Annotated in this window: 18 protein-coding genes; 8 read left to right on the forward strand and 10 right to left on the reverse strand. The window is 40.6% G+C overall.

What is annotated here, in order from left to right; all coding sequences use genetic code 11:
• Window positions 1-212: 212 nt before the first annotated feature.
• Complete coding sequence (gene bioB, locus IA57_RS05915; RefSeq protein ID WP_036121363.1) at window positions 213-1,307, reverse strand: biotin synthase BioB; 1,095 nt, start codon at window positions 1,305-1,307, stop codon at window positions 213-215.
• A gap of 7 nt (window positions 1,308-1,314) precedes the next feature.
• The gene (locus IA57_RS05920) at window positions 1,315-3,138 is read right to left on the reverse strand and encodes a TonB-dependent receptor plug domain-containing protein (RefSeq protein ID WP_188358226.1); all 1,824 of its coding nucleotides are present in this window, start codon (window positions 3,136-3,138) and stop codon (window positions 1,315-1,317) included.
• A 66-nt stretch (window positions 3,139-3,204) separates the two neighbouring features.
• Here IA57_RS05920 and IA57_RS05925 point away from each other — a divergent pair, with 66 nt between their 5' ends.
• Window positions 3,205-4,704 carry an aminotransferase-like domain-containing protein gene (locus IA57_RS05925; protein WP_036120559.1) on the forward strand — a complete coding sequence of 500 codons (1,500 nt, stop codon included), beginning with the start codon at window positions 3,205-3,207 and terminating at the stop codon, window positions 4,702-4,704.
• Window positions 4,705-4,728: 24 nt separating this feature from the next.
• On the opposite strand, the gene IA57_RS05930 is transcribed toward IA57_RS05925, so the two are convergent.
• Window positions 4,729-5,652: an aminotransferase class I/II-fold pyridoxal phosphate-dependent enzyme gene (locus tag IA57_RS05930; RefSeq protein WP_051880994.1), complete on the reverse strand. Its 924-nt coding sequence runs from the start codon at window positions 5,650-5,652 to the stop codon at window positions 4,729-4,731.
• Between the two features lie 36 nt (window positions 5,653-5,688).
• Between IA57_RS05930 and IA57_RS05935 the strand changes: the two genes are divergently transcribed.
• The 3 genes from IA57_RS05935 (at window position 5,689) to IA57_RS05945 (ending at window position 9,276) form a co-directional block, all read left to right on the forward strand.
• Window positions 5,689-6,948 (forward strand): Y-family DNA polymerase, encoded by a 1,260-nt coding sequence (locus IA57_RS05935; RefSeq protein WP_036121367.1) that lies wholly within the window; start codon window positions 5,689-5,691, stop codon window positions 6,946-6,948.
• Window positions 6,942-7,385 (forward strand): LexA family protein, encoded by a 444-nt coding sequence (locus tag IA57_RS05940; protein ID WP_036120562.1) that lies wholly within the window; start codon window positions 6,942-6,944, stop codon window positions 7,383-7,385. The genes IA57_RS05935 and IA57_RS05940 overlap by 7 nt, the downstream gene beginning before the upstream one ends.
• Window positions 7,386-7,461: 76 nt before the next feature.
• Window positions 7,462-9,276 (forward strand): sodium:solute symporter family protein, encoded by a 1,815-nt coding sequence (locus IA57_RS05945; protein ID WP_036120564.1) that lies wholly within the window; start codon window positions 7,462-7,464, stop codon window positions 9,274-9,276.
• Window positions 9,277-9,334: 58 nt separating this feature from the next.
• On the opposite strand, the gene IA57_RS05950 is transcribed toward IA57_RS05945, so the two are convergent.
• From IA57_RS05950 to IA57_RS05980, 7 genes are all read right to left on the reverse strand, one after another.
• The gene (locus IA57_RS05950; RefSeq protein WP_036120567.1) at window positions 9,335-9,628 is read right to left on the reverse strand and encodes a F0F1 ATP synthase subunit epsilon; all 294 of its coding nucleotides are present in this window, start codon (window positions 9,626-9,628) and stop codon (window positions 9,335-9,337) included.
• A 74-nt stretch (window positions 9,629-9,702) separates the two neighbouring features.
• Entirely contained in the window at window positions 9,703-11,211 is a 1,509-nt protein-coding gene (atpD, locus tag IA57_RS05955; RefSeq protein WP_036120570.1) for a F0F1 ATP synthase subunit beta, read from the reverse strand.
• A 166-nt stretch (window positions 11,212-11,377) separates the two neighbouring features.
• Window positions 11,378-13,009 (reverse strand): hypothetical protein, encoded by a 1,632-nt coding sequence (locus IA57_RS05960; RefSeq protein ID WP_036120573.1) that lies wholly within the window; start codon window positions 13,007-13,009, stop codon window positions 11,378-11,380.
• A gap of 11 nt (window positions 13,010-13,020) precedes the next feature.
• Window positions 13,021-15,789, reverse strand: coding sequence for a TonB-dependent receptor (locus IA57_RS05965; RefSeq protein WP_036120575.1), 2,769 nt, complete (start codon window positions 15,787-15,789; stop codon window positions 13,021-13,023).
• 168 nt (window positions 15,790-15,957) lie between these two features.
• Window positions 15,958-17,805 (reverse strand): glutamine--fructose-6-phosphate transaminase (isomerizing), encoded by a 1,848-nt coding sequence (glmS, locus tag IA57_RS05970; protein WP_036120578.1) that lies wholly within the window; start codon window positions 17,803-17,805, stop codon window positions 15,958-15,960.
• Between the two features lie 8 nt (window positions 17,806-17,813).
• Window positions 17,814-19,391, reverse strand: a complete 1,578-nt coding sequence (locus tag IA57_RS05975) for a DUF4270 domain-containing protein (RefSeq protein ID WP_036120580.1) — start codon at window positions 19,389-19,391, stop codon at window positions 17,814-17,816.
• A 33-nt stretch (window positions 19,392-19,424) separates the two neighbouring features.
• Window positions 19,425-20,234, reverse strand: coding sequence for a glycogen/starch synthase (locus IA57_RS05980; RefSeq protein WP_036120583.1), 810 nt, complete (start codon window positions 20,232-20,234; stop codon window positions 19,425-19,427).
• Between the two features lie 108 nt (window positions 20,235-20,342).
• Between IA57_RS05980 and panC the strand changes: the two genes are divergently transcribed.
• The 4 genes from panC (at window position 20,343) to IA57_RS06000 (ending at window position 23,754) form a co-directional block, all read left to right on the forward strand.
• Complete coding sequence (gene panC, locus IA57_RS05985; RefSeq protein WP_036120587.1) at window positions 20,343-21,191, forward strand: pantoate--beta-alanine ligase; 849 nt, start codon at window positions 20,343-20,345, stop codon at window positions 21,189-21,191.
• A gap of 13 nt (window positions 21,192-21,204) precedes the next feature.
• Window positions 21,205-21,555 (forward strand): aspartate 1-decarboxylase, encoded by a 351-nt coding sequence (gene panD, locus IA57_RS05990; protein ID WP_036120590.1) that lies wholly within the window; start codon window positions 21,205-21,207, stop codon window positions 21,553-21,555.
• 3 nt (window positions 21,556-21,558) lie between these two features.
• Entirely contained in the window at window positions 21,559-22,524 is a 966-nt protein-coding gene (locus IA57_RS05995; protein ID WP_036120592.1) for a lysylphosphatidylglycerol synthase transmembrane domain-containing protein, read from the forward strand.
• An 81-nt stretch (window positions 22,525-22,605) separates the two neighbouring features.
• Entirely contained in the window at window positions 22,606-23,754 is a 1,149-nt protein-coding gene (locus IA57_RS06000; protein ID WP_036120595.1) for an alpha/beta hydrolase, read from the forward strand.
• Window positions 23,755-23,771: the final 17 nt, after the last annotated feature.

The following is a 23,771-nucleotide window of genomic DNA, read 5'->3' on the forward strand; positions in this document are numbered from 1 at the left end:
GGTTAAAGTTAACAAAATGTTACCAAACAACGGCTATAATTTTGGGCGTTACCTGCTAAAAACAGGTCGGGCTATACGCTGTATCTTTTTGTGCCGAATTTGTTTTCGGTATCTCAACCAATAACAGTTCCCCCAGTAATTTGTTTTGCAAATAAAGGGTGCTAACACCGCACAAAAAGGATGCCGCTACTATCCCTAACGCGAAAACAGGATTACTTTATAGTCTTGGCTTTTTGTTTTGCGGCTTCGTTACGATCAATTGTGTGCTCCGGACGGCTCCATTTGGGTTTTTCGCCCAGTGCAGCATATTCAGAATCTTTGGCTTCAACGGTTTCTGGCTGCATTTTTTTAATAAAAGGTTTCTGCGGATTTAAGCCCAACATCTCAAACATTTCCATGTCTTCGTTAACATCGGGGTTTGGTGTGGTTAACAGTTTGTCGCCTGCAAAAATAGAATTGGCACCGGCAAAGAAACACATGGCTTGGCCTTCGCGAGTCATTTGTGTGCGTCCGGCACTTAAGCGGACTTGGGTTTCGGGCATGACAATACGTGTTGTGGCAACCATGCGTACCATATCCCAGATAGAAACCGGTTTTTGGTCTTCTAACGGAGTGCCTTCAACAGCAACTAAAGCATTAATAGGCACCGATTCTGGTTGCGGATTTAAAGTTGATAACGCCACCAACATGCCAGCGCGATCTTCCGTTTTTTCTCCCATGCCTATAATACCGCCACTGCAAACCGTTACATTGGTTTTTCTAACATTGCCAATGGTTTCCAACCGATCCTCAAAACCTCGTGTAGAAATCACTTCTTTATAATATTCCTCAGATGAGTCTAAGTTGTGGTTGTACGCATACAAACCGGCTTCGGCTAAACGCTTGGCTTGGTTTTCGGTAAGCATGCCTAAAGTACAGCACACTTCCATATCCAATTTGTTAATGGTACGAACCATTTCTAAAACCTGATCAAACTCTTCGCCGTCTTTAACATTACGCCAAGCGGCACCCATACAAACGCGAGAACTGCCAGACGCTTTGGCACGTAAGGCCTGAGCCTTTACCTGTGTCACGGACATTAAATCGTTGCCTTCAATATGGGTATGATAACGTGCGGCCTGCGGACAATACCCACAATCTTCGGGGCAACCACCTGTTTTTATAGACAGCAAGGTGCTTACCTGAACGGTATTCGGATCGTGGTGTAAACGATGAACAGTAGCTGCTTCGTAAAGTAGCTCCATTAATGGTTTGTTGTAAATTTTAAGAATCTCTTCTTTAGTCCAGTTGTGTTTCGCCGCAGTCATAATTTGTTTATTTAAAGTTGTATCGTAACCCGAATAGTACATTGCTTGGAGGCATTGGAACAATGCCGGTTTCAATATAATCGGTATCAAAAATATTATTAGCCGTGATGCTTAATTCAAATTGGTTTACATTAAAAATCGCCGAAGCATCTAGCACGTTGTAGCTTAATCCTTGTGTGCGTTCAGCATATTTATAAATCACACTAAAGTTGATGCTTTTTGTGATTCGTGTGCTTAAACGCGATGTAAAATGGTGCTTAAGCGAGTTGATAGAATATCGTGAAAAATCTAGGTTGATATCGCCAATTTGGTCTTCCATAAAGGTGTAACCCACCGATAGGTTTTGCTTTAAATTGTTTACTGTAAAGTTGTAAGACGTGTTTACTTCAAACCCTTTGGTTTTCGAATCTCTTATGTTCATGGCCATAAAAGGATCGTCTGTATTGGCTTTTACATAGTCAATTAAATTTTCAGCGTCTTTGTAAAATAAGGCGAACGAGGCATTAAATCTTGACGAGAAAAATTTACCACCAACTTCTCCCGATAGGGCTTCTTCAGGCTCGAGGTTTTCGTTTCCAATGGTCGCAGGATCGCTATAGTACAAATCGGTGTAGGTTGGTATGCGGTAGGTATAACCTAAATTACCATAAGCTCTAAAGTTTTCAGAAATTTTGTAACCTACATCAACACCGGGAAAGGCATGGAATTTAAAATCTGAAAAATAGGTAACAGCTACGCCAGGCGTAATATCAAGATTTTGGTTGAATATTTTAAAACGGTGCTCCAAAAATGCTGTAGCCATAAATCGGTTGCGGTCGCCTAAGGTGTTGCTGGTCATGTAAATTTTCGAGACATCAACGCCTAATCCGGTAACCCCTAAATTCGAGGTGTAAGAGGTGTTAATCTCGGCACCCATTTTATTACTGAGGTGTAAATTTCTGTAAAAGCTTGGTTCGTTGCGTCTTAACAGAAACATATCTTGGTTGCGTTTCCAGTACAGTCTCGGCTTTATTTTTAGGTTATTCGCTTTAAATGCTGTAGAAATGCCAATTAAACTGTTCTGGGTTTCTTCGTATTCATGAAAGGTTGCATTGCTTGTATAGAAGTTTTCGGCTCCAAATTTTCTTTCGAAAAAGGTGGCAAGCATTTCAATGGGTTGCGTGTTTTTGTTGAATACACTTTTTAAGAAATAGTTGGAGTTATCGTAATCGGAATTGGTTCTGTAGCCATCAGACGATAATTTGCCCATGTGTGCAATATGTGAGGAGTTTTTTAAATCGGACCCCACTGTCACCGATCCGTTTAGTTGGTTGAATGAACCCGTTTCAAGATTTACTGAAACACTATTATTTAGCTGGCTTTTAGTAACAATGTTTATCGCTCCGGCAAAAGCATTTTGCCCGAAAGCTCTGGCTGCGGGGCCTTTTATAATTTCAATGCGTTCAATAACTTCAATGGGTAAAGCAGCATTCATGGTGTGGTGTCCGGTTTGTGCATCGTCCATTTTTATACCGTCAATAAGCAATAAGGTTTGGTCAAAACTACCGCCACGAATGTATAAATCGGCCTGGCTTCCAGCGGTGCCACGACGTCTTATGTCTATGCCGGCAACTTGTTGTAACAGGTCGGCAACATTGGTGGCAGCGCTGTTTTTAATATCTTTTGAAGTGATTATGTTTATGGTTCTTGAGTTTTCTTTAAAAGGTAAATCGATACGCGTTGAGGTAATGGTTATCTCCTGTAACGAATCTATTTTAACGGGTTGGTTTTGAGCTTTAGCGAATAACGTATAAAGCAATACGACTGAGATAAGTATCAGTTTGTTTTTCATGATTGAATTTAAAATTTAAAAACACCACAAAAGTCGTAACTTAGCGGACTATTAAAGTAGTCCAGTTTGAAATCAGTAAGTAGTCCGGTTGAAGGTCTTTTTGAAAAACTTGTTACGTTTGATAAATCCTTATCAAAGTCTGTTTATATGCAGGTTGCCGAACAAATTATTAATTTAATTCAGCGTGGGTATTTATTAAAAGGCACATTGTTGCCTGGCACTCGCGGATTAAGCAAACTTTTAAACCTTCATAGAAATACGGTTGTTGCTATTTACGATGAGCTGGCCTCGCAGGGTTGGGTAGAAATTTTGCCTAATAAGGGAACCTTTGTATTGGTGCCAGAACAGCGCACAGCAAAGATTACCGCACCAGCACAACAAATGGATCAGGCTTATGCCTATTCAAAAACCACCGGGTTTCCGTTTCAAACGGCATTGCATTTAGCGCCAACAACACAAGCCACGCAAGCGAAGTATAGTGTTACAGATGGAAAACCAGACCTACGATTGTATTCTATTCATCAGTTTTCAAAATGGTATAGTGCCGCCATGAAACGCAAGTCGTTAGTGCCTAAGTGGAATCGAGCATGGGAGTACACGCATTCTATTTTTGAGCAACAGCTATGCAATTATTTAAATGCCACCAGAGGGTTTCATATTAAACCTGTAAACATTTTAAATACACGAAGTACCGAAATGAGTTTGTACATCGTGTCTCAACTGCTTATAAAACCAAAAGATGTGGTACTGGTAGGGCAATTGAGTAACTACGAGTCGAACATGATTTTTCAAGAAGTAGGGGCGACCATTAAAACCATTCCGGTTGATGATGAAGGACTGGATGTCGATTATATTAAAACGCATTTTATAAGAGGAAGCATTCGGTGTGTGTATGTTTGTGCGCAACGCGATTATCCAACCACTAGGACTTTAAGCGCCGAGCGCCGTTTAAAGTTGTTGCAATTGGCTAAAGATTATGGATTTGCCATTATTGAAGACGATTACGATTACGATTTTCAATACGAAGGCTCAGCCATGCTGCCCATAGCAAGTGCCGATGCCAACGGCATGGTAATTTATTTGGGCAAGCTGGGACAATCGCTGTTTCCAAGCTTTCAAACAGGGTTTGTCGTGGCGCCAGAAAATTTAATTTCGGAAGCAAAAAATTATTTGCAATTGCTCGACAAGCAAGGCGATTTAATTCAGGAGCAAATGTTGGCAGAATTAATTCACGAGGGCGAAATACACCGACTTATCAAGAAGAATATCATGGTTTATAAAGAGCGACGGGATACTTTATGTAAGTGCCTTTCGGAATCTTTTGGAGATAAGATACACGTTGAAATTCCCTCTGGCGGGTTGGCGTTGTGGTTGCAATTTGAACCAAAAATTTCCTTAGTGAAACTTGCTGAAGCAGCTGAAAAACAGGATGTGTTTATACCAAAAACCATTTTGTATCAGGATAAGGATACCTGTGCCATTCGTTTTGGTTTTGGGCAATTAACCGAAGATGAAATTAAAGCGGTGGTTGAGAAATTGTGTTTGGCTTATAATGCGTTGGTTTAACATTAAGAAGGCTGTCGAAAAAGTTTAATTTCTCGTCATCATGAGGGAGGCACAACCAAAGTGATCTTTTTTAAAATGTTTAATGTTCTCATGCAGCTGTGCTCTTTTAATGTGCGAGGGAAGCTCTTGGTATGCCGCTTGAATGGCAGCCAAACTGTGTGGGGGCAAGGCCGTGGTATAAATAAAAGATCGGGAGAAGTTTATAAGGTACTGTTTTAGTGCTTTACTGCCCAAAACGGCAGCGCCATGGCAGCCCAAAGCTTTTCCGTAGGTTACCAGACGGGCAAAAACATGCTGCTCTAAGCCCGTTGCTTGAACCAGTCCGCTGCCATTGTTTCCTAAAATGCCAATGGCATGAGCTTCATCAATTATTAAATAAGCCTGATAAGTTTTGCAAAGGTTTGAAAGTTGCACCAAATCGGGAGAGTCGCCATCCATAGAAAAAACCGATTCGGTTACCACATAAATGGTGTCGCTTTGTTGATAGCGTTTAAGGAGTTCGCCAAGATGAGTTAGGTTGTTGTGCTTAAATTTATAGGCTTTGGCGTGGCTCATGGAAATCCCATCGCGAATGGAAGCATGTATGTGTTCGTCGTACAAAACCACATCGCCACGTTGTGGCAGGCTAGAGAACAGGCCAATGTTGGCATCGTACCCAGAGTTGAAAATTAGAGCTGCTTCGCTGTTGTGAAACTCCGAGAGCATATGCTCGAGCTTAGGGTAAAGCGAATGGTTCCCCGACAGTAGCCTAGAACCTGCAGCGCCATTGTGTTTTATGTTGTTTGCTGCCAAATACGCGTGGGCGGCATTAAAAAGCTGCTCAGATTTAGAAAATCCAAGGTAGTCATTGGATGAAAAATCGGTTAATGGTAACGAAGTGCCCAAAGTTCTAAGAGCGTTTTCGGTTTTTCGCTGATGTATTTTGTTTGCAAGTTTTTCTGGCAGCATATAGCAAATATAAGAAAAGCACTTACCTTTATGGGTATGTACGCCTTGGTAGATTGCAATAATTTTTATGTGTCCTGCGAGCGGGTTTTTAATCCGAATTTGCAAGGACAGCCCGTCGCTATTTTAAGTAATAACGACGGCTGCGTTATCTCGAGAAGCGACGAGGCAAAAGCGCTTAAACTGCCCATGGGTGCTCCTATTTTTAAGTGGGAAGCGTTCTGTAAAGCGCATAACATTGCTGTGCTTTCTTCAAACTACCCGTTATATGGCGATATGAGCAATCGCGTAATGAGCATACTAAGGCAATTTACCCCAGATGTTGAAGTGTACAGCATAGACGAAGCTTTTTTGCAATTTAAAGGATTTCAATATTACGATTTTAACGATTATGGTACCCAAATGCGTCGCCGTATTTTAAAATGGACAGGCATTCCAACCTGTGTGGGTATGGCTCCCACAAAGGCTTTGAGCAAAGTGGCTAATAAAATAGCGCGTAAGTTTCCAAATGAAACAAATGGTGTGTATGTGATTAATTCTGAAGCTAAACGGATAAAAGCGCTAAAATGGCTTAAAATTGAAGATGTTTGGGGCATTGGCTACCGTTTGGCAAAACGGCTAACAGCAAAAGGCTGTAAAACGGCTTATGATTTCACGCAATTACCCGATTCATGGGTGTTTAAAAACCTATCCATAAAAGAGCTTAGGTTAAAAAAGGACTTAGAAGGAATTGCCAGCATTCAACTCGATGAGGTTACCAATAAAAAGGCCATTGCCACAACCAGAAGTTTTGATTATACGTACGATAATCTGGATTATATTAAGGAGCGTATCGCTACGTTTGCTGCAAGTTGTGCAGAGAAACTAAGAAAGCAGCAGTCCAGTTGTTATATGATTTTGGTAACCTTAAGCAGCGACAGGCATAAGAAAACGGCAGTACAACACCGCGGCAGTCAAACCATTCATTTAGCATGCCCAACAAATTCTACATTGGTAATTAGTAAGGAGGCTGTAAAGGCAGTAACACGTATTTTTAGAAAAGGCGTTAAATACAAGCGTGCGGGCGTTGTTGTGATGGGTTTGGTGCCAAACGATAATTACCAGCTCCAATTGTTTGCACATGAAAACCCCAAACACAAACCGCTTATGCGGGCCATTGATGGCTTAAATAATAAATATAGGGATAATAAGGTTAAATTGGGAAACCAAGATTTAGAACAGACCTGGAAAATGCGCCAAGAGCGCTTATCGCCAAAATACACCACTAACATTAACGACATAATTAAAATAACATGCTAGCTAAAGAAAATTCTATAAACCTAACGTTTTTTTTGCCAGATACGAGTTCTAGTGAAGGCGCTGTTTTTTTCGATTCGGGGATTTCGGCTGGATTTCCATCACCTGCAGACGATTTTAAAGAAGAACGCCTGTCCTTGGACCGGGAATTGATAAAAAATAAAGAAGCTACCTTTTTTGCCCGAGTAAGTGGCCAAAGCATGATAGGGGCAGGCCTAGACGATAATGATTTATTGGTTATTGATAGAAGTTTAGAGCCCGAAGACGGTAAGATAGCCGTGTGTTTTTTAGATGGGGAATTTACGGTAAAACGCCTTAGTGTTACAGCTAATGGCCTTTGGTTGTTGCCCGAAAACGATAGGTATAGCCCCATTCAAATTACAGAAGAAAACGAGTTTGTTATCTGGGGCGTTGTTACAAATGTGATTAAAAAGCTGTAATTTTCTTGAAAAGAACAAAGACCATCAGTAATTAATTACATATTTTGTAGCTTATTTTTAAATCCAGTAGCACCCCATGGTTCAATTATCTACTATAGATTACATTCTCATTATTACATTCTTTACAATAACCCTCTTTATTGGCGTTTTTGTGTCAAAAAAATCGGGAAAAAGTTCTGCCGAGTATTTTTTATCGGGTAGGAGCATGCCTTGGTGGCTTTTAGGACTCTCGATGGTGGCAACAACATTTTCGACAGACACCCCAAATTTGGTTACAGATATTGTGCGTACCAACGGTGTTTCTGGAAATTGGGTTTGGTGGGCCTTTTTAATTACAGGCTTGCTAACGGTATTTGTCTACGCCAGATTGTGGCGGAAATCGCAAGTAAAAACCGATATCGAATTTTATGAATTGCGCTATGGTGGTAAGCCTGCTACATTTTTAAGAAGCTTTAGAGCGGTTTATTTAGGGGTTATTTTTAATGTCTTGGCTATGGCCGGAGTGACTTTGGCAGCAATAAAAATTGGAGGCATCATGTTGGGCTTAGCGCCTTGGGAAACCGTGGTTTATGCTGGTGTAATAACCGTTGTGTTTAGTGCTTTAGGAGGTTTTAGAGGAGTGGTTTACACCGATTTTATTTTGTTTTTCACCGCTATGGTAGGTGCTATAGGTGCGGCGTATTATTTAGTAGGTTTGCCAGAAGTAGGCGGTTTAGAAGCTTTGTTGCAGCATGAGGAGGTTCGTAGTAAAATGGCTATACTGCCAGATTTTAACAATACAGAAATAGTTATTTCATTACTCGTTATTCCTTTAGCTGTGCAGTGGTGGAGCTCTTGGTATCCTGGTGCAGAACCTGGTGGTGGGGGGTATATCGCCCAGCGTATGCTGGCAGCCAAAAATGAAAACCACGCCATAGGGGCAACGTTCTTTTTTAATATTTTGCATTATGCCTTACGCCCTTGGCCTTGGATTTTAGTGGCCTTGGCGTCTTTGGTGGTTTTCCCAGATTTAGCGAGTATACAGCAGGCTTTCCCTAATGTGGCTCAAGATAAATTGGGGCACGATTTGGCGTATTCTGCCATGCTAACCAAATTGCCATCGGGCTTATTGGGCTTGGTGTTGGCTTCGCTTGTTGCGGCGTACATGAGTACCATATCAACGCACTTAAATTGGGGGAGTTCTTATGTGGTAAATGATTTTTATAAAGAAAAAATAAACACCAAAGCTTCAGAAAAAGAACTGGTACTGGTAGGACGGGTATCAACGGTTGTGCTAATGGTACTAAGTGCGTTATTTGCTTTAGTTCTTCAAAATGCACTACAGTTGTTCGATATTATTTTGATGTTTGGTGCGGGCACCGGGCTTATATTTATCCTACGGTGGTTTTGGTGGCGCATTAATGCTTGGAGCGAGATTTCGGCCATGTTTGTTTCGGGGCTTGTATCTATACTAATTGCCTTTACGGGCTTGGGGGATATGTTGTTTGGCGTAGATGGTGCGTTTCCCGCTTGGGCCAAATTTCCTTTTGTTGTAGCTGTTACAACCCTAGTTTGGGTATTGGTCACGTATTTAACACCTGCAGAAGATGCCGCGGTGCTTAGAGCGTTTTATAAGAAAATTCAACCTGGTGGTCCTGGTTGGGAAAAGGTAGTTCGTTTGGCTTTAGAGGATAACGAGACCATAACTGATAAGAATATTAAGGGTTGGTCTGTGCCTTCTGGAATTTTAGCTATGTTGGTAAGCTGTTTGCTAATTTATGCCATCATGTTTGCTACAGGGTATTTTATTTATGGCAATCATGCAATAGCACTGTTGTTGCTAGGGGTTGCTAGTGTGGCAGGCATCGTATTAATAAGGCTTTGGCGGAAGATAAAAACACGGATATTATAAATAAAAAAACGCGAAGAATAAGTTCTTCGCGTTTTTTATAATTTATTTTTAAGCAATGTTAGTCTGCTAAAATAATAATCTTATTGTCTTTCATTTCAATCGTTCCAGAGGTGATAGCAATGGTTAAAATCTTGCTGTCATCAATGTGGGGAACAATACTACCATGTAAATCGTCTAAAACCAAATGGCTTTGAGTATGCGTATGAATTTTAACGGTGCCCTCTTTTAGTAAGGATACAATAGGGGCGTGATTGTTCAACATTTGAAAATCGCCATTTACACCTGGAACAACCACAGAATCTACTTCTGAACTAAACAAGGTGTCTTCTGGTGATACAACTTCTAAGTACATATGTTTTTAGTTTTCAGTCTCAGTTTTTAGTCTCAGTTTTCTGTTAACTGTTACTGCTAACTGAATACTAGTTATTAAGCTTCAGCTAACATTTTCTCTCCAGCTTCGATAGCTTCTTCAATGGTTCCTTTAAGGTTAAAGGCTGCTTCTGGTAGGTGGTCTAATTCACCTTCCATAATCATGTTAAAACCTTTAATGGTGTCTTTAATATCTACTAACACACCAGGAATACCAGTAAACTGCTCTGCTACGTGGAATGGTTGCGATAAGAAACGTTGTACACGTCTTGCACGAGATACGGCTAATTTATCTTCTTCAGATAATTCTTCCATACCAAGAATCGCGATAATATCTTGTAATTCTTTATAACGTTGTAATAGCTCTTTTACACGTTGTGCACAGTCGTAGTGCTCATTTCCTAAAATGTCTGCAGTTAAGATACGCGACGTAGAATCTAATGGGTCTACCGCTGGGTAAATACCTAGCTCGGCAATTTTACGAGATAATACGGTTGTGGCATCTAAGTGGGCAAAGGTTGTAGCAGGTGCTGGATCTGTTAAATCATCTGCAGGTACGTAAACCGCTTGTACAGATGTAATCGATCCTTTTTTAGTTGAAGTAATACGTTCCTGCATGGCACCCATTTCTGTTGCCAATGTTGGTTGGTAACCTACCGCTGATGGCATACGACCTAAAAGTGCCGATACCTCAGAACCAGCTTGTGTAAAACGGAAGATGTTATCTACGAAGAAAAGTACGTCTTTTCCTTGTCCGTCACCAGCGCCATCACGGAAATATTCTGCGATAGTTAACCCAGATAATGCTACGCGAGCACGTGCTCCTGGTGGTTCGTTCATCTGTCCGAATACGAACGTTGCTTTAGAGTCTTTCATGGCAGCTTTGTTTACTTTTTCAAGGTCCCATCCGCCTGCTTCCATCGAGTGCATAAAGTCGTCACCATATTTAATAATACCAGACTCAAGCATTTCTCTTAAAAGGTCATTTCCTTCACGCGTTCTTTCACCTACACCGGCAAATACCGATAAACCACCGTGACCTTTAGCAATATTGTTAATCAACTCTTGAATTAATACAGTTTTACCTACACCGGCACCACCAAATAATCCAATTTTACCTCCTTTTGCGTAAGGCTCAATTAAGTCGATTACTTTAATACCTGTAAATAAAACTTCGGTAGAAGTTGATAAATCTTCAAATTTTGGTGCTTCTCTGTGGATAGGCAAACCAGCATTTCCAGCTTTTGGTAAGTCGCCCAAACCATCAATCGCATCTCCAATTACATTAAATAGACGTCCGTAAACATCATCGCCAATTGGCATTTGTATAGGTGCTCCAGTTGCAACAACTTCAGTTCCTCTACTTAAACCATCTGAAGAGTCCATGGCAATGGTACGTACAGTGTCTTCACCAATGTGCGACTGTACTTCAAGTACCAATGTAGAACCATCAGCCTTTTTAATTTCTAACGAATCATAAATTTTTGGAAGGTCAGCCTCAGCGCCGAATTCAACGTCGATAACCGGACCTACAATTTGTGCAACTTTACCTGTAACTTTTGACATTACTTATATGTTTAATATTATGCAATTTAAAACTTTGAAAACACCTTTGGTTTTCGCGCTGCAAAGATATGTTTTTTTAATTTAAAAATAAATAGGTTGCCATGGCTTTTTTGCAAATAAAAAAAGCCTGCTAGTTGCAGGCTTTTAAATGATTAAGAATTTTGTGCTAGTTAATATAAAGCCCTGTATAATCTACTGGATTAACATTGGGCAAGTTGGCACCATATTTTTCGTTAATAACTTGAATCATTTGATTCGCAATAACGGCGTTGCCTCTTGGCGAAGGGTGAATCCCATCTAAAGAAAAGGCGCCTCCGGTAACATAATCGGCTGTCATAAAAGCGCTTCCTGCTTGGTAACCAGAACTGGCAACACCACTAAAAAAGGTGTTTACATCAAAAAAGGCCAAATCGTAAGTTGAAGCTGTTTGCTCTATAACTTGATTAAAAGCAGTAGTCGCATTTTCTACCTCAAGCTGTTCGGTTGGAAGTAGTACCCACTTATCATCAAGGCCATAAGTAATGCCTTCTACAGAGAATTGAGCGGCAAGTTCTTGTGGGAACCCTAAGTTCATTAGGTTTTGTAATGAGGTCATGTTAATTTCTCCAATAACCTTGCTGCTAGGAAGTACAAGCAAATCGTTTGCGTTTGCTTGACGGGTTTGCCCATAATAATTACCTAATAAGCCCGCAACAAGTGGTGCTAGTGCTTGAGCTTCTTGCTCAGAATAACCAAATTGTTGGATAAACATAGGCAAGGCCGGGTTAGTCGCTAAAATTTGTGTCATTTGAGCTGAGATGTCTACTAGGCTTTCATCTTTAATAAGAACAGCGCTGGCAGATGTTTCAGAAAATACAACAGCACGTTCTGGCATAGACATGGCCACATAAACTTGGTTTAAAAGCCCAAACATACCATTTAAGGTAGGAATTAATGGCCCAAAATCTGGGTTTGATGGATCTAACGGTGCATAAGGAACCGTCGTAAAATAAGGAATGTCGGTCACATTAGGAATGTTATTTATAATACCACCAGAGGCATTAGAGGCCAAAGTACCGGCAATGGCACCATAAGCAGCAGAAAAGGTGTTGATGTCTGTAATGGCATCAGAGCCGTCGCCGCCCGATATGGCATATCCTAAAACATCGTTGTTTCCTATCCATAACGAAAAGAATGTTGGGTTCATGCTCATGGCATCAGCAAGCACTGTTGTACTAGGGGCAGAAGCCATACGAACAAAATAAGGATTGGCCGCTGCAGGAAAATTAGCAAGGTCGCCATAGCCAGGAGCCACAAGGTGAAACGTTTTAGCACCAGGAACTCCCATATTGTTGTATGGTCCTGGTAGGATATTGGTGAGCTCGGTTGATGATGCTTGGTTTAAGGTCATTGGGGTTTGGGTACCAAGATCAAAAAACATTCTTTGCGGAAACATGTTGTCTCCGGTTGTAGGGTTTAAAATAGGATTTCCGCCCAACAACAAGCCTCCAACATCATCATTCATTAAAGGCTGGGTAAAAGTCCCGCCACCAGCTAATGCAAATTGATCTGCTAAAATATTAGAAACAGAAACTTCCTGCCCTTTTTTAAACAAAGCTCCATCTGAAAATCCTGCCGTTAACGAGTTGCCAACAGTTACAAAGGTTGAAAGGTTTGCCGAACCACTACTGTACTGGATGTTTGGTGTTACGTCGGTTGTTTCTTGACTGTAAGGCTCTGCCAAATTATCCATATCGCTATCACAAGAGGAATACAGTAAAGGAAAACCGATTAATAATGCGAAATATTTAATTTTCATAATAAGATTTTTTAATTATTGAATGTCCATGAAATGTAATATAGTGCACCTACTGCACCAGAGCCTGGCGCACTTACATATTCGTACCCTAAAATATTAGCGCCGCCTAGTTTTATTGTGGACTTTAAACTTTCTATCGTATAATTTAACTGTGCATCTACAGTGCTTCTGGCAGGTAGATAAGCATCGGCAAAAGTAGATTGCCATAGGTAATAATCGTTCCATCTCCAGTTTACATTAAAGCCGAAGTTCTTAAATAGGTCCGAATGCCCAAACGAGGCTTTAACTTTATGCTCTGGGGTGTTGAAAGACGTTTCAAAACCAGGATCACTGCTTTCATCAAAATCCAGTTTGGCATAGGTGTAGTTTATACCAAAGTCGAAGCCATTTAATACTTTAGTATTTAAGCCAATAGAAGCCCCGTAAGAATTAATGTCTGCAGTAGAGTTTGTGTACGTTTGGTAGGCTTGAAAATCTCCGTTTTGTAATGCTAACAAGGACAGCGAGTTGTCTCCTGCTTGGCCATATAATGGTGTTAGTACTGTTTTATTAGAAATAAAGTCCTCATAGGCATTGTAATAAACGCTTAGGTCGACGTTTACTTTTTTAACAATCCCTCTATAGCCTATTTCGTAGGCAGTTACTTTTTCTGGCTTTACAAGGCCTACGTTAATGGCTGTAGGGTTACCGGCGTTTACCGATGCTAAGTCGAAAGCATTCGAGTAAGCATCGCCACCATTAAGTTGCACCGTTTGCGAGCCTGTGATGGCTTGCCCTTGCGTGCTTAAAGGGGCACTTGTAGCCGTATATCTAGACAGGTTGTCTGGTGACGACCCTACAAGAATAGCTCGTCCTGCGTTTAGACCAATAAATAAATCTTGGGTGGTTGGGTTTCTAAATCCTGTTTGGAACGACCCTCTTATGTTGTGTTTTTTGGCTTCGTCTGCAGCGTATACCAAAGAGACCCTAGGAGATACAAAACCATCGAAAAATTCAGATTTATCGTAACGTATAGATCCTGTGAATTTTAAGCGTTCGTCTAAAAGTTTCTTTTGAAGTTGTAGGTAGGCGCCATATTCGTTGTAGTCGATAGAGCCATCGTAATCGGTGTAGATGGAGCCATCGGAATTTAGCGAGTATTGTCTCCAGGAACCTCCAACCATGATGTCTACAACATCTATTAAATGACTGAAGTTGTAGTTGGCATCGACGTGGTAAATTCTAGAGTTGTCTTTGAATTTGGCACCGGTTTCTAAATTAGGGTCCGAGGTCACGCTTGCAAAGGCATTGTTAAACGCAGTCGTTCCTGGAAGGTATCGGCCTGTGTCGGCGGCTACCCTTGCTGCTTGATGTGCTGCGGCTTGCTGTTCGGATGTTGGGTTAAAAATACCTTGATTGGCTAAGTAGCCAATGTACGATCCTGCATAGTCTGTAAACCATTGTGTGTCGTTCTTCCAGCTACGGTTTATGTTTATTGCCGCGAAACGCGAGTCGTAAGAGTTCCCCGCTTTTTCATCTGTTAGGTAACCTCTAACAAAGAAATTGTCATTGCGAAGCTCCAATTTGTGCTGTTGCATGAAGAAGTCTTTTATAGAGTATCTGTTGGCACCTTGATAAATGGTGTTTCCACGGCCAAATTTAGAGTTTAGGATAACTTCAAAATCATTTTCCCACGGTCTAAAGTACAGGCCAAAATCTGCTTTTATGCTTTCGGCATCGTAGTCCATTAAATCAACTTCGTTATAACCCGTTCTAGAAATGGTCGATGCCCCATAATTGGTAAGGACAGGTACAGGCAGATTGGCTGCTGCAATTTCATCAAAATCTAATGTGGTAGACACTTCGTCGCCATAAACATTAAGGCCGTCGTATGCTGGGTTGTCTCTTGTTGCGCCCAGATTGTTGTAGTCTCTATAGTCTGTAGCGTACCATTCTGTACCGTTTAAGAACGAGAACGACGCTTTAGCAGCAAATTTGTCGCTAAACTTGTAAGCTGTTCTAATGCCAACATCAATCATTTTATTGTCGCCGGCATTCTCGCTGGAGGTCATGCCCACTTTGGCATAAGCGCTTATCCCATGGTGATCGAAAGGGTTTTTACTGGTCATGAACATAATACCATTAAAGGCATTGGCACCATACAGTGCAGATGATGCTCCTGGTAAAAGCTCAACCGTATTAACATCCAGTTCGGACATGCCCAAAAGGTTTCCTAGGGCAAAGTTAAGAGCAGGCGAAGAGTTGTCCATCCCGTCTACCAATTGCATAAAGCGTGTGTTGGCAAAGGTGGCAAAACCACGAGCGTTTACCGATTTGAAAGTTAAACTGTTGGTGTTCATGTCTATACCTTTAAGGTTTTCGACAGAATCGTAGTACGATGGCGAAGCGGCATTTTTTATTTCTTTAAGCCCCATACGCTCTACCGTTACAGGAGATTCTCTAATACGTTCTGGGGTTCTCGAGGCCGAAATAACTACTTCGTCTAAAGATGTTCCTTCTTTAAGAACAAAAGAAACCGTTTGATTGTTGGTAGTAATTTCTATGGAGACAGACTCGAAACCTATACTACTTGCTTGTAGGGTAAAGGGCGGGGCCTGATCTACGGTAAGGGTAAAGCCACCGTCAAAATCGGTTACTGCTCCAGACGATGTTCCAACAATAATAACATTGGCTCCAGGAACGGGTTGGGAACTATCATCTACAACCGAGCCTGAGACTGTTGTTTGCGAGTATGTTGCTATGCTTGCAAATAACAGCAAAAGAGAAAGGAATGATTTCATTTTATAGTTTAGTTAATTAATATTAAAGCAATATAATAAAACTATAAAATAATAATGAGTTTTTCCTAAAAAATTATGCGCGCATAATAGGTTTTGGTAATTAAACAAGGATTTAACTGAATATTTTCAAAAAATCAGGGTTTTGTTAACAGTTTGATACTAAAACACCTATTCTACGGTTACCGACTTGGCTAAATTTCTGGGCTGGTCTACATTTTTACCCAGCATAACAGCAATATGGTACGATAATAACTGCAAAGGAATGGTGGTTAGCAAGGGCGATAACGATTCTAGGGTTTCTGGAACCTCAATAACGTGATCGGCTAGTTCGGTAACATGCTTGTCGCCTTCTGTAACAATACCTATAATTTTACCTTTTCTAGATTTAATTTCCTGAATGTTACTAACCACTTTTTCGTAATGCCCCTTTTTTGTAGCAATAACAATAATGGGCATGTTTTCATCGATAAGGGCTATAGGGCCGTGTTTCATTTCGGCGGCAGGGTAGCCTTCGGCGTGGATATAGGAAATTTCTTTAAGTTTTAAGGCGCCTTCTAAAGCTACCGGAAAATTAAAGCCTCTACCAAGGTATAGGCAGTTTTTGGCATCTTTATAAATGTTGGCAATGGTTTTTACATTCGCATCAGATTGAAGGGCTTTTTCAACCTTTTCAGGAATAAGTTCCAGTTCGATTAAATGGTGTCTGTAATCTGAACTTGAAATCGTGCCCTTGGCGCGTGCCAATCTTAAGGCAATAAGGGTAAGTACCGTAATTTGAGTTGTAAAGGCTTTGGTTGAAGCGACGCCAATTTCTGGCCCAGCGTGGGTGTAGGCGCCAGCATGGGTTTCTCTGGCAATGGAAGAGCCCACAACATTGCACACACCAAAAACGAAAGCACCTTTAGATTTGGCCAGCTTAATGGCAGCAAGGGTATCGGCTGTTTCTCCAGATTGAGAAATAGCGATAACGATATCGTTTTCGTTGATTATCGGGTTTCGGTACCTAAATTCTGAAGCGTATTCTACTTCTACCGGAATTCTGGCAAGGTCCTCAAAGATGTATTCGGCAACCAAACCGGCATGCCAAGAGGTGCCACAAGCTACAATAACAATTCTATTGGCATTTAGAAATTTTTTCATGTTATCCTCTACACCAGCCATTTTAATAATGGCTTCATCGGTTTTAAGGCGCCCCCTAAACGTATCGAGTATGGCTCGAGGTTGCTCGTAAATTTCTTTTAACATGAAATGTTCGTAGCCGCCTTTTTCTATTTGCTCGAGATTTAATTGAAGCTCTTGCATGTATGGGGCAACTAAGGTATCGTCCTTAATTTTTCTTACTTTAACGTCTTTACCACGTCTAACAATAGCCATTTCTTCATCTTCGAGATAGATGGCGTTTTTTGTGTACTCTATAAAAGGCGAGGCATCGCTAGCAATAAAGAACTCGTCGTCACCAATACCAATGGCTAAAGGGCTTCCTAGTCTAGCGACAACAATTTCGTTGGGTTTGTTTTTGTCGAAAACGGCGATAGCATAGGCTCCAATAACCTGATTAAGGGCTGTTTGTACGGCCTTTCCTAGTTTTACGCCTTCTTTTTTCATAACATCTTCTATAAGGTTTACTAAAACCTCGGTGTCGGTGTCAGATTTAAAGGTGTAGCCTCTTTTAATGAGTTCTTTTTTAAGGGCATCGTAATTTTCAATAATGCCATTGTGTATAATCACCAAATTTCCAGAATTGGAATAGTGTGGGTGTGAGTTAACATCATTAGGCACGCCGTGGGTAGCCCATCGGGTGTGGCCTATTCCTAAGGTGCCATGGGTAGAGATTTCTTGTTTGGCTTTTTCTTCCAAATCGGCCACCTTACCTTTGGTTTTACAAAGTTTGATGTCGTTGCCATCGTATAGGGCAATGCCGGCACTGTCGTAACCTCTGTATTCAAGGCGTTTAAGGCCTTTTAAGATAATAGGGTAGGCTTCCCTTTTGCCTAAATAACCAACAATTCCACACATAATAATTCTTAATTGGGTTCGGTGTAATTAATCTCTAGTTGTACTCTTTTTTCTTCTGGAACATTGCTGCTGCTACCATACAATGCCGTACCTCGAGGAGAAAGTGCGGTAGCTGTAGAAATTACATTCTCATCGTTTAACAGCTTGGCCTGGTTTATCTCGTTAATATTTGTAGTAACGTATAGGCCTAGCTTAACGTTTGTAGAGTCTCTTAGCAGAATGTTATTAATGTGTTCGGTAACGTTAATTTTATATTTAACGCCTTGGTTGTTTTCGTCGCGTTCTAAGATTTTTGAAAAAGAGCTTTTAGATGTATGGGGGTTTATGGTGCTTACACCAGAGTCGTAAAAATAGTCGACAACAGGTGTCATGTTTTTTAAATCGTAAAGAATAACCCTATTTGGCTCTTCGCCGTTTACAATGTTTTGGTTAACGTAAAACGAGATAGAGGCTTCGTTGATAAGTCTTGTAGGTTGACCGTTTTGGTCTAAGAAAGCTGCTTGAAAGTCCTCGTAATTATCAGAAAGGCCATTGCCATCTGTATCGTCGCCCCCAAAAAGGTCTACTACGGCATAAGACCCTTCTCCGCCTTTTAGGTATAGCGTTTCGTCACCATTAACCATATCGGCATTGTTGGCAGCATCTTCTATAATTGTGCTTGTTGGGTCGTTATCGAAGGTGTTTAAACGGTTTACGTTTGTAAACGCCAATTTGTATTCTAGGGTTTCGTCTTCTTCGGTGCTGTCGTTAGTATATTCAATGGTAATGCCGGCAGAACGGTTGCTAAAGTTTAGCATGATCGCTTGCCCTGTATTGGGACCAATGGCTTCGGCTTTAAAATAGAGTCCTCTAAAAAAGTTTTTAAAGTTATTGGGGTTTGACAACGCTGGATTACCTTGGTTGTCGAAAAACATGGCTTCCCAAAACCCTTCAGAAGATTCAATAAGGTTAAGGTCGAAGTTTAATCCTGCGCTTTCCTCCAAATAGGTGTCTTCAGTGTAAGGGATGTAAGTCTCGTCCTGAAACAAAAGTTCCAGCTCGTGGTTGTTAAAATTAATAGTCTGGTTGGCGTTAGAATAAAACACCTGGTTTTCTGAAAACTCACTGTTAGGGTCGTAATCGGCCAAAAAGTAATCTGTTCGGTAAACAGAGAGCTTAAATGGTGAAGCAGGATTGCCAAAAATAGAATCGACCTCGTAGGTAGATTCGCCATCATCATTCGTGTCGATTACCGAGCTGTAAAAGGGAACGTTTAGTTTTACAGAAACAATCTCTGGGTTGTCCCCAAAATCTGGGTTGAAGCCGCCGGATTGTGGAATAAGCTGCGTTACGATGCTGGCAGTAGTTTGCCCATAAATGGGGTCGTTAAACACGCCTAGTATGTTCGAGCTAAAATTGTCTGTCTGTACTGGGGTTGTTTTTTTGTTATAGGCAATTGCAGGGTATTTTTCTGTAAGCGCCTCAAAGTTTTTTATGCCTTGTATGTTGCTGTCTAAAGCAGTGTAGTCTTTTTCGCAACCAATAAAAGCAGCAGCCAGTAGCAAAAGGGCTGCTGGGAGCTTTATTATTTGGGTTAACTTTTTCATAGTGTATTTGAAGTGGTTCTTAAAAGGTTTGGTTTAACCTAAAACCTGTGTTGTGTAAAACTCGGTATATGCTTCGCCAAACTCGTCCATAGTCTTGTACTCTAAAACAGGTTTTTTAGAGGCCTCAAGATGGTCTGTAATCTCGTTCGGGATGTCTTCCGATCCAATAATTAACGCATCAGAGTAATCGATGGCAACTTTCATTAAGTTGTTAAAGTTTGGTGTTTCTAAAATTTTAATGGCACTGTCGTTAATGTTGTCAAACTGTACTTTGCTTTGCATGTCTTTATTTAACGTACCATCAAAACTTTGATTGTATATAGAGGTTACTATTTTACTATCGTTAAACAAGGGTTCGTCCTTGTAGTATTCTTTTAGGTATAAAGGCAGTAACGATGCTAGCCAGCCGTGCACATGAATAATGTCTGGGGCCCAGTTTAATTTCTTAACGGTTTCGATAACGCCTTTGGCAAAAAATATGGCACGTTCATCGTTGTCGGGAAACAGGTTACCGTCTTCATCGGTCAATGTGGCTTTCCTTTTAAAGTATTCGTCGTTATCAATAAAGTAAACTTGAATACGCTCTTTTGGGATAGAAGCAACTTTAATGATTAGAGGCATGTCCAAATCGTTAATAACCAAATTTATTCCAGAAAGCCGTATTACTTCGTGCAATTGGTGTCTTCGTTCGTTAATGTTGCCGTATCGTGGCATGAAGATTCTAATTTGGCCGCCTTGTTGGTTCACCATTCTAGGAGCTTCAAACGACATAGAAGAAATTTCGGTTTCTGGTAAATAAGGAACTACTTCAGATGATACATACAATATCCTCTTATCTTTCATATATTAGGGAACTTTTGAAATTCAAAATAAAAAACACGCAAAATTACAAAAATTTATGCAAATTAACCGTAAAATCTTAAGTTTGCACGCGTTAATTTTTTATTAATTGTGAAAGTTTTCAAAAACAAACAAGCGGTCTCTAAAGCTGTTTTAGAGCTAAAATCAACAGGAAAAAGCATTGGCTTTGTACCTACTATGGGGGCACTTCATAAAGGACATTTGTCTTTAATACAACAGGCTTTAGATGACAATAATGCAGTTTTTGTAAGCATTTTTGTTAACCCGACCCAATTTAATAATCAGGAGGATTTAAAAAAATACCCGAGAGATTTAAACGCCGACGTTGCCTTGCTGTCGTCCCTCTCTAAAGCGGTTTATGTGTATGCTCCAACGGTCAACGATATCTACGGGACAGATGTTGTTTCTAGCGGTTTTAATTTTGATGGATTAGAAGCCGAGATGGAAGGTGCTTTTCGCCCTGGACATTTTGATGGAGTTGCTACTGTGGTTAAACGATTTTTTGATATTGTAACACCAGATAATGCCTACTTTGGAAAAAAGGATTATCAACAACTTTTAATCATTAAAAAGCTGGTAAAAGCCTACGACATTCCTGTTAATGTTATAGGTTGCGATATTCTTCGTGAACCTTCGGGCTTGGCCATGAGTTCTAGAAACGAAAGGTTGGAGCCAATGTATTTACAAGCGGCGCCATTTATTTATAAAACCTTATTGACTGCCAAAACTAAGTTTGGCACAAAAAGTGCTAATGTAGTGGTGAAATGGGTTCAAAATCAGTTTAAAAGCCACGAGCTCCTCGAGCTGGAGTACTTTACCATTGCCGATGCCGAAACCTTAAAGCCAGTTAAACGAAAATCAAACAAAAAACAATACAGGGCGTTTATTGCGGTTTATGCAGATAATATTAGACTAATAGACAATATCGCTCTAAATTAATTACCTTTGCACCATGCAAATACAAGTAGTAAAATCCAAGATTCACAGAGTAAAATGTACAGGCGCAGACCTTAACTATATTGGTAGCATAACCATAGATGAGGACTTAATGGATGCGGCGAATATTATACAAGGCGAAAAAGTTCAAATTGTTAATAACAACAATGGGGCGCGCTTAGAGACGTATGCTATTCCGGGGCCTAGAAATAGTGGAGAGATTACCTTGAATGGCGCAGCCGCGAGATTGGTATCTCCAGGAGACGTCCTTATTTTAATCACGTATGGGTTTATGGCTATAGAAGAAGCTAAAACCTTCAAGCCAGCACTTGTTTTTCCAGACGAGGCGACCAACTTACTAAAATAACATGTGAACCGCCAAGCCAAACGTTTTATAGCCTTATTTTTACCGCTTCTTTTAGGGGTGGCTCTGGTTTGGTACTCGTTGTCTAAAATATCTGTTGCTACACTTTTAAACTACTTTAAACATGCTGATTATACATGGGTAGGGATAGGCCTTTTTTTGGGGCTTTTAAGCCATTTGTCAAGAGCCTATCGTTGGAAGTTTTTACTCGAACCGCTTGGGTATAAGCCTAGGCTTTTAAATAGCGTAATGGCTGTGTTTTCTGGGTATTTGGTAAACTACACCATTCCTAGGGCAGGCGAGGTAACAAGAGCATCTTTACTGGCCAATTACGAAAAGGTGCCTTTTGAAAAAAGCTTTGGCACCATCGTGTCCGAACGCGTGGCCGATATGGTCGTGCTGCTTCTTATTATTGCCGTAACCTTATTGCTGGAATTCGATTTTATTTATACTCTGTTAGTTAGCAAATACAATCCTCTAAAAGTGGTTTTAGGGTTGGCGTTTGTTTTGGGCCTTATCATCGTCTTGGTGGTATACTTTAAAACGAGTACTTCTAAAATCGCCATGAAAATACGGGGCTTTGTTTCGGGCTTGGTAGAAGGGGTGTTAAGCATTTTTAAAATGAAGCGCAAATGGGCATTTATATTTCATACGTTGTTTATTTGGGGCATGTATGTGCTTATGTTTTATGTTACAACATTTTCGGTTGAAGCCCTGCAACCTGTCCCGTTCTCAGCCATTTTAGTAGCGTTTATAGCTGCTAGTTTTAGCATTGCAGCAACAAATGGCGGCGTGGGGTCGTATCCAGAGGCTGTCGTTATCGCATTCTTGTTGTTTAGCTTACCAGAAGAGCCAAGCCGTGCTTTTGGTTGGATTATGTGGGCTTCCCAAACCCTTATGCTGGTTTTGTTGGGAGGGATATCTATGGTAATGCTGCCGTTTTATAATAAACGAAAGCCTATAAAATCGTAAGCGGCACTAAACAAGGGGCAATCGCTTTAAACCTATAGTTTATTTTTTTATCTTGCCAAGTAAATTCAATCAAGGATAGCCATGAAAAAAATACACCTTTTGTTATTGTTGTTTTTTACCGTTCAAATTGCGTTTTCGCAGGTAGACTATAAAACCATTTTTTCGGAAAAACTAGGGGAAGAGCGCGAGCTAAAAATACAATTGCCAAGGGGGTATGCCGATAGTGACAACAAACGTTATCCGTTAATTGTTGTTTTTGATGGCGATTACCTGTTTGAACCCGTGGCGGGAAATGTCGATTACTATTCTTATTGGGACGATATGCCAGAGGCCATCGTGGTGGGTATTAACCAACTGGATAAACGTTATGACGATTCCTTATATTCTGAACAAAACTCCCTGCCCATAGAAACGGGCGTTAGTTTTTTTGAATTTGTAGGCATGGAACTCATGCCTTATTTAGAGAAAAATTACCGCATAGAAAATTTTAAAATGGCCATTGGCCATGGCGAAACAGCTAACTTTATAAATTATTACCTGCTAAAAGGAGAGCCTTTGTTTCAGGGGTATGTGGTGTTATCTCCAGATTTGGCTCCAGACATGTTAAACTACATCCCCGAGAAGCTGCAAAAAGTGCAGTCTAAGATTTTTTACTATTTGGCTTCTTCAAAAAACGACATCAACCACATAAAGGCCGCAACCGTATCGCTTAACGCCGAAATTGGCAAGCTGGAAAACAAGAATATTTTATATAATTATTTCGATTTTGAAAACCCAACGCACTACGCGGTGCCTGCCTATGCCATTCCAGATGCTCTAATGAAAATATTTTTGGTCTATCAGCCAATAAGCAAGAACGAGTATAAAGAAACCATCTTAAAACTACAATCGTCCCCGGTAGTCTATTTAGAGGAAAAATACCAAACTATTAAGGATTTGTTCGGTATAGAAAAGCAAATTTTAGTAAACGATTTTAAGGCCATCTCGGCAGCCATAGAGAAAAATGAACAATTTCAGCATTACGAAGCTTTAGGGAAATTAGCCAGAAAAGCCTATCCAGATGCCATTTTAGGAAGCTACTACTTGGCGCGTTTTTACGAAGAGACCGGTGAGCCCAAAAAAGCCATGAAAACCTACCAGTCGGCTTATGTTTTAGAAGAGCTTGGTGGTATCACCAAAGATTTGGTGCTTGAAAAAGCCGAAGAGATTAAAGCAGATTTTGGGTATTAAATTAACTGGCAAAGTTT

Source organism: Mangrovimonas yunxiaonensis, from assembly GCF_000733475.1.
In the GTDB taxonomy this organism is placed as follows: Bacteria; Bacteroidota; Bacteroidia; order Flavobacteriales; family Flavobacteriaceae; genus Mangrovimonas; species Mangrovimonas yunxiaonensis.